The 12,088-nt window shown below is 39.3% G+C and carries 11 protein-coding genes; 3 read left to right on the top strand and 8 right to left on the bottom strand.

Translation table 11 applies throughout. From position 1 onward, the window contains the following. On the top strand, positions 1-1,432 hold a 1,432-nt coding region (locus FLJC2902T_RS09350), incomplete at its 5' end, for a T9SS type B sorting domain-containing protein (protein WP_035678148.1). A 282-nt stretch (positions 1,433-1,714) separates the two neighbouring features. Here FLJC2902T_RS09350 and FLJC2902T_RS09345 read toward each other — a convergent pair. Continuing rightward, entirely contained in the window at positions 1,715-2,905 is a 1,191-nt protein-coding gene (locus FLJC2902T_RS09345) for a pyridoxal phosphate-dependent aminotransferase (protein WP_023579549.1), read from the bottom strand. 126 nt (positions 2,906-3,031) lie between these two features. Here FLJC2902T_RS09345 and FLJC2902T_RS09340 point away from each other — a divergent pair, with 126 nt between their 5' ends. Continuing rightward, positions 3,032-4,351 (top strand): PDZ domain-containing protein, encoded by a 1,320-nt coding sequence (locus FLJC2902T_RS09340; protein ID WP_023579548.1) that lies wholly within the window; start codon positions 3,032-3,034, stop codon positions 4,349-4,351. Between the two features lie 49 nt (positions 4,352-4,400). Here FLJC2902T_RS09340 and FLJC2902T_RS09335 read toward each other — a convergent pair whose 3' ends face one another. Next, complete coding sequence (locus FLJC2902T_RS09335; protein ID WP_023579547.1) at positions 4,401-4,835, bottom strand: DUF1573 domain-containing protein; 435 nt, start codon at positions 4,833-4,835, stop codon at positions 4,401-4,403. Positions 4,836-5,190: 355 nt separating this feature from the next. Here FLJC2902T_RS09335 and FLJC2902T_RS09330 point away from each other — a divergent pair, with 355 nt between their 5' ends. After that, positions 5,191-7,821 (top strand): valine--tRNA ligase, encoded by a 2,631-nt coding sequence (locus tag FLJC2902T_RS09330; RefSeq protein ID WP_023579545.1) that lies wholly within the window; start codon positions 5,191-5,193, stop codon positions 7,819-7,821. An 82-nt stretch (positions 7,822-7,903) separates the two neighbouring features. Here the strand turns inward: FLJC2902T_RS09330 and FLJC2902T_RS09325 are convergent, their stop codons facing one another. From FLJC2902T_RS09325 to FLJC2902T_RS09300, 6 genes are all read right to left on the bottom strand, one after another. Further along, positions 7,904-8,395 (bottom strand): hypothetical protein, encoded by a 492-nt coding sequence (locus FLJC2902T_RS09325; RefSeq protein ID WP_023579544.1) that lies wholly within the window; start codon positions 8,393-8,395, stop codon positions 7,904-7,906. A gap of 427 nt (positions 8,396-8,822) precedes the next feature. Beyond that, positions 8,823-9,608, bottom strand: a complete 786-nt coding sequence (locus FLJC2902T_RS09320; protein WP_023579543.1) for a superoxide dismutase — start codon at positions 9,606-9,608, stop codon at positions 8,823-8,825. 35 nt (positions 9,609-9,643) lie between these two features. Further along, positions 9,644-9,925: an acyl-CoA-binding protein gene (locus FLJC2902T_RS09315; RefSeq protein ID WP_023579542.1), complete on the bottom strand. Its 282-nt coding sequence runs from the start codon at positions 9,923-9,925 to the stop codon at positions 9,644-9,646. Next, complete coding sequence (locus FLJC2902T_RS09310) at positions 9,926-10,600, bottom strand: phosphatidylserine decarboxylase family protein (protein WP_035678145.1); 675 nt, start codon at positions 10,598-10,600, stop codon at positions 9,926-9,928. It lies immediately after the preceding gene. Beyond that, the gene (locus FLJC2902T_RS09305; protein ID WP_035678143.1) at positions 10,581-11,399 is read right to left on the bottom strand and encodes a phosphatidate cytidylyltransferase; all 819 of its coding nucleotides are present in this window, start codon (positions 11,397-11,399) and stop codon (positions 10,581-10,583) included. The genes FLJC2902T_RS09310 and FLJC2902T_RS09305 overlap by 20 nt, the downstream gene beginning before the upstream one ends. 1 nt (position 11,400) lies before the next feature. Next, entirely contained in the window at positions 11,401-12,003 is a 603-nt protein-coding gene (locus tag FLJC2902T_RS09300) for a hypothetical protein (protein ID WP_023579539.1), read from the bottom strand. Positions 12,004-12,088 lie beyond the last annotated feature (85 nt).

Here is a 12,088-nt window from a genome sequence, read left to right as displayed (position 1 = left end):
GACATCAATCAACGATGTGCTTACGGCTTCCGGAACGACTATCGGTCAGGCTACCTATACCATCACACCGATAAGCAACGGTTGTCCGGGTACACCGGAAACGGTTACGGTGACGGTTTATCCAAGTCCTGTTGTTACGGCCAGCGTGGCTTCGCTGAACCTGTGTTCTGGTGAGACAACTGATATCATTTTGACCAGCAATGTGCCGGGCACTACATTCAGTTGGTCTGTATTGCCGACAGGCGTTATTGGAGCACTTCCTGATTCAGGAAGTTCAATCAACCAGACACTGACAACTGTTGGTATGACACAGGGTACGGTTGTATATACTATTACCCCAATGGTGAACGGATGTGTTGGACAAAGTATTGATGTTACGATAACGGTTAATCCGACACCGGAATTATTCAGTTCTTCTAATCCACCGCCTATCTGCAGTGGCTTATCGTCAGGAATTATAGTAACGCCAAATATTCCCGGAACCACTATTGAATGGACTGTTGTTCAAAGTGGGGTAGCAGGAGCTTTTGACGGAAGCGGTTCTGAAGTCACTCCAGGAGCTGGAATTCCTATCAGTCAGGTTTTAACCACTACAGGGAATACGCAGGGAACAGCAACGTATACCATCACTCCGATAAACAACGGTTGTGCCGGAGAGAAAATAACCGTTGTGGTTACGGTGAATCCGTTACCAAGCATTGACATTCCGGATGGGATTGTTTGTATCGATTCGGTAACCGGTTCTTTGATTTACGGTTATACGATGGATACTGAATTAAGTGCTGCCGATTATGATTTCCAATGGTATTTCGGAAGCGATATGTCTACCGTAATAGCTACCGGAAGTTCCTATGTGGCTACCGAAGCAGGACTGTACACCGTTTCGATCATGAATGCGGTTACGGGTTGTACCGAGGTGTTTATGATAAACGTAACCGAATCCAATCCGGCGCAGAGCGCAACAGCAGTGGTTACGAATTATTTTGAGGACAGTCAGGCGATTACGGTGACTGTGGCAGGAACCGGTTCGTATCTGTACAGTTTGGACGGCGGTGCCTTCCAGACCAGTAATGTGTTCCTTCACGTTTTACCGGGAGAACATACGGTAACGATTCAGGATGCCATCGGATGTACGGACATCACACTTGTAAATATTCTGACCATTGGTTATCCGCATTTCTTCACACCGAACGGTGACGGGCATAACGATACCTGGAACGTTTGGTCGTTGAGTGGCAATCAGCCAAACTCGGAGATTCAGATTTTCGACCGCTACGGTAAACTGATCAAACAGATCGTACCGGCCGGATCGGGTTGGGACGGAACGTATAACGGACAGTTATTACCGTCTACGGATTACTGGTTCACCATCAAATACATGGAGAATGGTGCAGAGAAAGAATTCAGGGCACACTTCTCGATGAAACGATAATCATCAGATAAGTATATTTAAAAAAAAACCACTCGCGATTGCGAGTGGTTTTTTTGTGTTTTCAGTTGCCATTCCAAAAAGGCAAATGGTTTTCCGAATAGCCCTGATGGGAGAGGAAATCCTGGCATTGTGAGATTGCCTCGCAAACTCGCAATGACAGATTGGAACGGACAGCAGGAATAAGGATTGCAAAAAATGCCCAAGCCATTCGCTCCCAAAAACAAAAAAGCCTCCAACTTAAACGCTGGAGGCTTTCTTTATTGCTTGTTGTAACTTTTAAATTTACTTGTTGTAAACCTTTAAAGCTTCGTTTAATATCTGCACGGATTTTATTAAATCTTCCTTTTTAAGAACGTAGGCGATTCGCACTTCATCCTGTCCAACCCCTTTTGTGGAATAGAAACCGGCAGCCGGTGCAACCATAACCGTTTCACCGTTAAAATCGTAAGATTCCAATAGCCATTGTGCAAAATCATCGGCATTTTTAACCGGTAACTTAGCGATGCAGTAAAAGGCACCTTTTGGAGTAGCTACTTTTACACCTTCGATTTTGTTTAACTCGGCAATTAAAGTATCGCGACGGTCTTTGTATTCTGTGATAACATCATCAAAATAACTTTGAGGTGTGTCTAAAGCAGCTTCACTTGCAATTTGTGCATAGGTTGGCGGACTCAATCTTGCCTGAGCAAATTTCATAGCCGTAGCCATTACTTCTTTATTTTTAGAAACGATACAGCCGATACGCGCTCCACACATGCTGAAACGTTTAGAAACCGAATCAATCATGATGGCGTGTTCTTCTAATCCCGGAACGTTCATTACGGAATGGTGTGTGTATCCATCGTATGCGAATTCACGGTACACTTCATCTGCAATTAGGAACAAATCGTGTTTTTTAACCAATTCGGCTAACTGCATGATTTCTTCTTTTGAATACAGGTATCCTGTAGGGTTACCCGGATTACAAATCAGGATTGCTTTTGTTTTCGGTGTGATCAGTTTTTCAAAATCTGCGATAGGAGGCAATGCAAAACCTGTGTCGATTGTGGAGATAACAGGAACTACATTTACGCCTGATGCTGTTGAAAAACCATTGTAGTTTGCATAGAACGGCTCAGGAATAATGATTTCATCACCGGCATCCATTGTGCTTCCCATCGCAAAAAGTAAGGCTTCAGAACCACCGGTTGTAATAATGATATCTTCGGTGTTAATAGGTAAGCCCTGTTTTTGGTAATAGGCGGCAAGTTTGTTTCTGTAACTTTCAAAACCTGCGGAATGGCTGTATTCCAAAACAGTAATATCTGCATTTTTTACAGCGTTTAAAGCTACTTCCGGAGTTTTAATATCGGGTTGTCCAATATTTAAATGGTATACTTTATGACCTTTTTTTTTCGCAATTTCTGCGTAAGGAACCAATTTACGAATTGGTGATTCAGGCATGTGCTGACCCTTTAATGAAATTTTAGGCATGAGTTGTTTATTTTGATATGCAAATTTGCGATATTTTTCAGAAACATTGTAAATTGAATTGTTATTAATTTTTTAAAGTTTTAGGAAATTAAATAAATATGTAGTAATTTTCAGAAAAGTCAGAGTATGCGAACGTTTGTTTTTGCCCTTTTTTTATTACTCTTTAAATGTGCTTTCGGACAAAATGGTTTTCAGTTTGAAACGGATAAGGATAAAATAGTCATTCCGTTCACTTTTGTGGACAATATGGTTATTATTCCTGTCGAAATCAACGGTACAAAGCTGAACATGCTTTTGGATTCCGGTTCAGAGCCGTCCCTCATTTTCAGTTTTCCCGAAAATGATACCGTACAACTTTACAATACCAAGAAAATTCAAATTTCCGGATTAGGGAATGAAGAAATGGCGGAGGGTATTTATTCCGATAAGAATACCGCAATTGTAAACGGATACAGGAACAATCAATTTGATTTATTGGTGATTTTGGATGAAAATCTTAATTTTTCATCCCGAATTGGTATTCCTGTGAATGGTATTCTGGGGTATTCTTTTTTTAAAAATAATGTTGTCGAGATAGATTATAAGAAAAAAAGAGTAACCATTTACAGAGACAGAAAAATTCTGAACATGAAAAAATTAAAAGCATTCACGGCCTTACCGATTACTGTTGTTAATGACAGGGCTTATCTGAATGTTACCGCTAAGCTGGATAACAATAAAGTAGATTTGAAATTGCTGATTGATACAGGTTTGGGCGATGGCCTGTGGTTGTTTGAAAATGATGTTATTAAAGCGAATGAAAATTATTTCGAGGATGTTTTGGGCGAGGGTGTCGGAGGAACTGTTTATGGTAAGAAATCGCGTTTGGATGAGCTTGAGTTTTCAGAATTTAAGTTTAAATCACCGCTGGTTTCCTATCCCGATACCGCTTCCTATAAGCAGTTACGGTTAGTCACCGAAAGAAACGGTTCTTTGGGGGGAGGTATTTTGAAACGTTTTACAATTCTTTTGGATTACAACGGCGGGCACCTTTATTTAAAGAAAAACAGTTATTATGATGATCCGTTTAACTATAATATGAGCGGTATTGAAGTGCAGCATGGTGGAGTTCAATGGATACAGGAAGTGGATAAAATACGTGACGACAGCCCCACAAATGTTTTAAACGTAAACGATATTGCTCTGGATAACAGTACGCTTAAATATAAATTCACATTAAAGCAGGCCTATGAGATTGCCTCCGTAAGGAAAAACTCCCCTGCCGAAACTGCCGGTTTGAAACACGGTGATAAATTACTTAAAATCAACAGGAAAAATGTGAGTAACCTCTCAAAGCAAAAGATAGATGAGATGCTTCAGGAGGAAGACGGTAAAACCATTGAAATTGAAATTGACCGTAACGGAATAGTAAAGAAATTCAAATTCCAACTCAAAAAAATGCTATAAAAAAAATCCCTGCTTTTGACAGGGACTTTTATCTTATCGGTTACACAATTTAGGATTGCGGACCTACTTTTTCTTTTTGAAGCACGTTTTTCTCCTCTTTCACAATCACTTCTCCTTTAATTCGAAGCGCCACTTTACCGCCTTCATAATTCACAGCATTCGATTCCACGGTAATCGTTTTTGAGATTTTACCCGGATTCATGTTGTATTTTACTTCAATTTTTCCTGTTTTTCCAGGTAAAATCGGTTCAGTTGGTTTAGTTGGAACGGTACATCCGCAAGTGGATTGCACATGAGTGATGATTAACGGAGCGTCACCGGTATTAGTGAACTCAAAAGTTCTTATCCCGTTGTCAGAGTCTCTGTTAACGGTTCCGTAATCAATGGTGTTGTCTTTTGCTTTGAATTCGATTTTAGGTCCCGTTTGAGCGTAAGATGCAACGCTGAATGCTAAAATTGCAACTAATCCTAATAATTTTTTCATCTTTTCAAGTTTTTATAGTTATCGTAAAATTACGTTGTTTTAATAAACGAACAAATAATTTAACTCACTTTTTTTATTTGCTCAGTTATAGCTATTTTTGCAGTTATATTTACAAAAAGCATACCAAAGTTTTTTGGAAGCGAATGTTCAGGCATTTCAGCAGGCCGTTTTCCCGCTGTACGTTGCAATCTTTTATTTTGTTAGAGGTAACAAAATAAAAGGATTTCCTCTGCCATCGGGGCTATTTGGGAAACTATTCGCATTTTTGTAAACGATAGTAATAAAAACACAGCAGTAAAATTAAGCATACCTTAAGAAATCAAGGTGGCATAAACAAATAACCGAATCAACAGATATGACAATTCCGGCGCAATTTGAAGCAAAAGCAGCAGAGCAGAAGTGGTATGACTACTGGATGAAAAACAACTATTTTCATTCCACACCAGACCACAGAACACCATATACCATTGTAATCCCGCCACCCAACGTGACCGGAGTCTTACACATGGGCCACATGCTTAACAACACGATTCAGGATGTATTGATCCGTCGTGCCCGTTTAAAAGGATTCAATGCTTGCTGGGTACCGGGAACGGATCACGCTTCCATTGCTACCGAAGCGAAAGTTGTTGCCAAATTAAAAGCGGAAGGAATCAATAAAAACGATTTATCCCGCGAAGAATTCCTAAAACATGCCTGGGAGTGGACCGACAAATACGGCGGAACCATTCTTGAGCAGTTAAAACAGTTAGGCTGTTCTTGCGATTGGGACCGAACGAAATTTACCATGGATCCTGACATGTCGGCATCTGTAATCCGCTCTTTTGTGGATTTATACAACAAAGGGCTGATTTATAGAGGCTACCGAATGGTGAACTGGGATCCGGAAGCAAAAACCACACTTTCTGATGAAGAAGTTGTCTACGAAGAAAGACAGGGAAAATTATATCATTTAAAATACCAGATTGAGGGAAGCCAAGAGTTTGTAACTATCGCAACGACTCGTCCGGAAACGATTTTGGGTGACACCGCCATCTGTATCCATCCGGAAGACGAAAGGTATTTCCATTTAAAAGGGAAAAACGCGATTGTTCCTATCTGTAACCGAGTGATTCCAATCATTTTCGATGAGTATGTAGACATGGAATTCGGAACCGGATGTTTAAAAGTCACTCCAGCGCATGATGTTAACGATAAAACTTTAGGCGAAAAGCACAATTTGGAAATCATCGATATCTTCAATGAAGATGCTACGTTAAACAGTTTCGGATTGCACTATGAGGGGAAAGACCGTTTTGTGGTTCGCGAAGAAATTTCGAAAGAACTTGAAACTATCGGTGCTTTAGCGAAGGTGGAAAACCATGTTAATAATGTTGGAACTTCCGAAAGAACCAAAGCGGTAATCGAACCAAGATTATCCGACCAGTGGTTCCTTAAAATGGAAGATTTGGTAAAACCTGCCATTAAAGCGGTTTTGGAAACGGAAGAAGTGAAGTTGTATCCATCCCGTTTCAACAATACGTACCGTCATTGGTTGGAAAATATCCGTGATTGGAACATTTCCCGTCAGTTATGGTGGGGGCAGCAGATTCCGGCGTATTTCTACGGTGACGGAAAAGAGGATTTCGTGGTAGCGGAAACTCCGGAAGCGGCATTAGAATTGGCAAAACAAAAAACAGGCAACACTTCGTTACTGGCTTCCGATTTAAAACAGGATGCCGATGCTTTGGATACCTGGTTCTCGTCATGGCTATGGCCAATGGCTGTTTTTGGAGGCATCATGGATCCGGAAAACGAAGATTTCAAATATTATTATCCAACCAACGATTTGGTAACCGGTCCGGATATCTTATTCTTCTGGGTGGCCCGTATGATTATCGCCGGTTACGAATATGCTGGTGAAAAACCATTCAATAATGTGTATCTGACAGGTTTGGTTCGTGATAAACAAGGCCGTAAAATGTCGAAATCTCTTGGGAATTCACCAGAACCGTTAGGATTGATCGAGAAATTCGGTGCCGATGGTGTTCGTTGCGGATTGTTATTAAGTGCTTCGGCAGGAAATGATATTTTGTTCGACGAAGAATTGTGCAACCAGGGAAAAGGTTTCGCTAATAAAATCTGGAACGCCTTCCGATTGATAAGAGGGTGGGAGGTAGCTGATATCGCCCAACCGGAATCTTCTAAAGTGGCTATCGAATGGTACGAAGCGAAATTGCAACGAACCTTAGCGGAAATCGAAGATAATTTCGAAAAATACAGAATTTCCGATGCGTTAATGGCGACTTACAAATTGGTTTGGGATGATTTCTGTTCATGGTTCCTGGAAATGATTAAACCGGGTTACCAGCAACCGATTGACCGAGCAACTTTCAATAAAGCGATTGAAATGTTGGAAACGAACCTTAAATTATTACATCCGTTCATGCCGTTCTTGACGGAGGAAATCTGGCAGCATATCGCTGAAAGAACTCCGGAACAGGCATTAATTGTTGCGGAATGGCCAAAAATGACAGTTGCAAACGATAAATTAATTGCTGATTTTGATTTTGCTGCAGAGGTGATTTCAGGAATCAGAACCATCCGTAAAGACAAGAATATTCCGTTTAAGGATACCATCGAATTAAAAGTGGTTAACAACGAAAAAGCGTCAGCTTTCTTTGATTCGGTAATTACCAAATTAGGAAACATTTCCGCTTTGGAATATGTGTCTGAAAAAGTAGACGGCGCACTGTCATACCGTGTGAAATCAAACGAGTATTTTATTCCGATTACCGGAAATATCGATATCGATGCCGAAATTGCCAAATTGACAGAGGAATTGAATTACAACATAGGTTTCCTTAAATCGGTTCAGGCAAAACTGTCTAATGAGAAATTCGTAGCAGGGGCCCCTGAAAAAGTAATCGAGATGGAACGTAAGAAAGAGGCGGATGCCTTGGCAAAAATAGCTACTATTGAGCAGAGTTTAATGAGTTTGAAATAAAATTTAGGAATATAAAAGTGTTTAAAAAAATCCCGGTTTTTAACCGGGATTTTTTATGTATTTTTTTTAAAAACAGTGTTGATTAATGGTGTTCATGCTTTTTGGTACGGTCAATATCACCAATGAAAGGAATTGCATTTTGTGTCTCGGATAAGATTGCGGTTTGTAACCCGTGTTCCAACTGAATGAACTTCGCCGCATTTACCGCACCAATGACTTTTTTCATTTTTTCATAATATTTCGAATACAGCTTTCCGTACTCCATATTGTTTTTAAGCGTTGCTTTTACGAGTTGATCAGCCTTTTCGTTTGATAGTTTTTCGTAATTGGTAATGTAATCATTGATTAATGCAATTCTTTTCTTTCCCAGTGCTTTACGTTCTTCTTCATAGGCATCATACATCTTCCAGAAAGCATCTGCCTGCGCTTCATTTACTTCCATATACGAGTTTACCAGTTCTTTTTTAGATTTACCGTACATTCCCTGTATGACTTCAACATCTTCTTTAGCGGTGGATTGTGCATAAGTGACAGAGGAAAATACAAACGCTGCAATCAAAAATAAATTTTTCATAATAGTTTCTTATTAAAGTTAGTAATTGTGAAGAAGTAACGGACGACCATCAGATTCTTCAGACTTCAGATAAACAGATATCTTATTTAATTGAAAAAGCACTCCAATAGACCAATGCTTACTTGGGTTGTTTTTGCAGTTTCAGGGTGTAGTAAATTTACTAAAAATTATGTTAAAAATCTGATTATGAGTATTGTAGGAAGGTGTTTTTGTCGTTTTTTTTTGACCTTATGTAGAATATTTCAGAATTGTAGTGGTGAATAAAAACTGGTATACGGTTTCATAATTCAAATACGAAATAAAAAACCGGTCTGAAAAAACTGAGTAAAGTGTTTTTCAGACCGGTTAGGTGGAGTCATGGTGTAATTAAAATTGCTCCATTTTATATTTGAAAGTACATTTTTTAGAGAAGATTCTTTCGTCCATATTATTGCTTGACAACCCTTTTCATGGCGTCGAGGTATTTTTTTTCTACAACATTCCAATTTACCACGTTGAAAAATGCGGAAATGTATTCACCGCGTTTGTTCTGGTACTTCAGATAGTAGGCGTGTTCCCAAACATCAAGTGCAAGTATGGGCATCCCTTTCACCGGCATGTCAGGCATAAGCGGATTGTCTTGATTTTGTGTGCTTCCGACAACCAACTTTCCGGTTTTGTCAATCACAAGCCAAGCCCATCCCGAGCCAAATTGTTTACCGGCAGCCTCAACGAATTGAGCTTTGAAAGCATCGTATGATCCAAAATCCCTGTTTATAGCCAGTGCAAGGCTGTCTTTTGGTTGTCCGCCGGCTTTTGGTCCCATTACTTCCCAATACAAATTATGGTTATAATAGCCTCCTGCATTATTACGAATCTCCATATTGTTCGGATCCGAACTTTTCAGGATATCCTCCAGGGACCATTTTTCATAATCAGTTCCGGCTATGGCTTTGTTTAAATTGTTGCAATAACTCAGATGATGACGGGAATAGTGGAGTTCCATGGTTTTTCCGTCGATATAGGGTTCCAATGCGTTGTAGGCATAGGTAAGTCCGCGCATTTTGAATTTTCCCTTTTCGGCTTTGACTTCGGCGGGATTTCCGTAAACCGATTGCGTTTCCTGTGCTTCCGGTTCTGGAATCTGGATTACTTCTTCAAGATTGTTTTTTTGTCGGCACGAAAAAAGGGTTAAAAAGGCAAAAGCCAGAAGGAAAATTTTTTGTTTTTTCATTGGTAAAAGGTCTTAAAATAAAAAACGAAATCTGCTTACAAATTTCGTTCTTTCATGAGTTTATTGATAATCTCGATGTATCTTTTTTTTGCTTCTTCAGTTGTTAAGTGATTCACCTGCATCCAGGCGTTGAGCTTAAAAGCACTGCGGAGGTTTTGGGTTTCCTGTCGGAAATGAAAACTGTCAGAATCATCAGAAGTGGCTTGTTTGTAGAGGCCGTACAATATCAACTGCAAATCTATCGGAACGGAAGATTGCTGAATCAATTGGGCATTTTTAAAAGCCTCGTCAAATAAGATGTCTAAATCTTTCTCCATTTATTGTTTAATGGCAATGATTGTTTTTCCACCTACAGCCTTTTCGTTAAGCTTTACGTTAATTTGAGTACCTAAAGGTAAGTATAAATCCACTCTCGAGCCAAATTTAATGAAACCGGCATCAGTTCCCTGAACTACCTGCATTCCTTCTTTGGCATAGTTTACGATACGTCGTGCCAAAGCACCTGCGATCTGACGGTATAAAATTTCCCCGAATATGCGATTTTCAACCACTACGGTTGTTCTTTCATTTTCTTCGCTCGCTTTCGGATGCCATGCAACCAGATATTTTCCGGGATGATATTTGCTGTATTTAACCAATCCGTTTACGGCATAACGCGTTACATGCACGTTAATCGGCGACATAAAAATAGAGACCATCAGACGTTTGTCCTTGAAATATTCCGTCTCGAAAACTTCCTCGATAACCACCACTTTTCCGTCTACAGGGGCAATGACATGATTGTCGTTTATAGCTGTTACCCTCTTTGGATTTCTGAAAAATTGTAAGACCATGATAAGCATAAAAAGCGTAATGACCTGAACAACCACTTTCAGCCAATGATTTATTACAGAACTTTCTGCTGCAAAGTCTGCTAAAAAAATGATAGCCGTTGCCGCTATGGTAGCTCCTAAAATAATTTTAGCGCCTTCCTTATGAAATTGTATGAACATAGTTTAAGATTTGATAAAACAAATAAAGAAATGGTATTGCAAATATAACACTATCTAATCGATCTAGAATACCTCCGTGGCCCGGCATTATCTTTCCGCTGTCTTTTACTCCTGCGGAACGTTTGAATTTGGATTCAATCAAATCGCCTAAAGTACCGAACAGTCCGACAATCAAACCGGTACAAATCCAGGTAAGGGGAGCAAAAAATGTAAAGAAGTAACTCAGTACATAACTGCCAATCATGGTGAATACCAATCCTCCTATAAAACCTTCAATGGTCTTTTTAGGGGAAATACGCTCGAAAAGTTTGTGTTTTCCAAACGATTTACCCACGATATAGGCAAAAGTATCATTGGTCCAGATAAGTATGAAAATACCAATTATAATCTTCGGATTAAAATGAGCGCCTATAAAAGGCGTTTTCATTAGTAATACAAAAGGGATAATGATGTAGCCGAAGAGATTCACATATTTGGACAGGGTATCCGATTTCGGTTTGATTTTTTCAACAAATAAATCCATGATCAGATTTACTGATACGAAAAGTGCTGCAAGTGTGAGAAAAAGATCTGTCTTTAGACTGTTTTTCGGAGCAAAAAAAAAGAGAATGTAGCTTGTAAGTGCCAGTAAAATAGGCAGGTTTTGTTTCAGATGGATCAATTTGCTGAATTCTGAAACCGTAATAAGCATAAACAAACCGAAAAGCAGCACAAAACTGTATTCAGAATATAAGGTTGCTGTAACGAGAAGCAAAATATAAAATAAACCTGAGAGGGTCCTTGTTACACTTTCATGCATGCTATAAGTCTTCTAAAAGCAGCAAATATAAGTTTTTTGGACAACTTCCGTACTGTAGGAAGTCTTCTTCTTTTGCTTTTTCGAAATATTTAAAAGTGGTGATATTGGTAGGGTATTCTTTGTCGTATCTCTTTTTGATTTCACGTAAACCGTCGCTCTTGTTACCGATAATCTGACTTGTGGTTGCAAGTATCACTATATGGGAAGGTAAATCGTTAGGCTTGTACTGTTTGATCTGATTTGATGAAAACAATATAGAGCCTTCATCTGCAATCAGATTTTCGCAGGAAGCTAACAAAAAAGTCGGGTTCTTTGGACTTGTATAGTTTAGTTTATTCTCGTCCAGCAGGCTGAAAAGTTTCGGTTCCAAACACATGGCTTCTTTTTCAAACCAGTCATTTTCCTCCAAAATACTTTCGAAATTATCATGCACCTCATTCAGGTTTTCGCAATAGAGAAATTTACCTCCGTTTTTTTTGAAGTTGTAAGTAAAAAGTTCGTCTACGGGCATTGAGGGCTCCGGGTGATAAGGACTCAAATCGCCTTCCTTATCATCGCTGGATCCTTCTGAAGATGCGCCAAAAAATTTTCTGAAAAGACTCATATAATTATGTAAAATCTCGAAATTTCGTGTTTGATAACACTCAAAGATAAAAAAATCTTAATTCAATCATGCAATCGAATTAAGA

This window comes from Flavobacterium limnosediminis JC2902 (genome assembly GCF_000498535.1).
Classification (GTDB): domain Bacteria; phylum Bacteroidota; class Bacteroidia; order Flavobacteriales; family Flavobacteriaceae; genus Flavobacterium; species Flavobacterium limnosediminis.
The sequence above is the reverse complement of the archived record's forward strand: the minus strand, read 5'-3'. Positions and strand labels throughout refer to the sequence as shown.

Bases quoted from the DNA above. Each gene is read 5' to 3' on its own strand.
- FLJC2902T_RS09300 (WP_023579539.1), bottom strand. From the start codon at position 12,003: ATGAGTCTTTTCAGAAAATTTTTTGGCGCATCTTCAGAAGGATCCAGC.
- FLJC2902T_RS09315 (WP_023579542.1), bottom strand. From the start codon at position 9,925: ATGGAGAAAGATTTAGACATCTTATTTGACGAGGCTTTTAAAAATGCC.
- FLJC2902T_RS09310 (WP_035678145.1), bottom strand. From the start codon at position 10,600: ATGTTCATACAATTTCATAAGGAAGGCGCTAAAATTATTTTAGGAGCT.
- FLJC2902T_RS09335 (WP_023579547.1), bottom strand. From the start codon at position 4,835: ATGAAAAAATTATTAGGATTAGTTGCAATTTTAGCATTCAGCGTTGCA.
- FLJC2902T_RS09320 (WP_023579543.1), bottom strand. From the start codon at position 9,608: ATGAAAAAACAAAAAATTTTCCTTCTGGCTTTTGCCTTTTTAACCCTT.
- FLJC2902T_RS09330 (WP_023579545.1), top strand. From the start codon at position 5,191: ATGACAATTCCGGCGCAATTTGAAGCAAAAGCAGCAGAGCAGAAGTGG.
- FLJC2902T_RS09305 (WP_035678143.1), bottom strand. From the start codon at position 11,399: ATGCATGAAAGTGTAACAAGGACCCTCTCAGGTTTATTTTATATTTTG.
- FLJC2902T_RS09345 (WP_023579549.1), bottom strand. From the start codon at position 2,905: ATGCCTAAAATTTCATTAAAGGGTCAGCACATGCCTGAATCACCAATT.
- FLJC2902T_RS09340 (WP_023579548.1), top strand. From the start codon at position 3,032: ATGCGAACGTTTGTTTTTGCCCTTTTTTTATTACTCTTTAAATGTGCT.
- FLJC2902T_RS09325 (WP_023579544.1), bottom strand. From the start codon at position 8,395: ATGAAAAATTTATTTTTGATTGCAGCGTTTGTATTTTCCTCTGTCACT.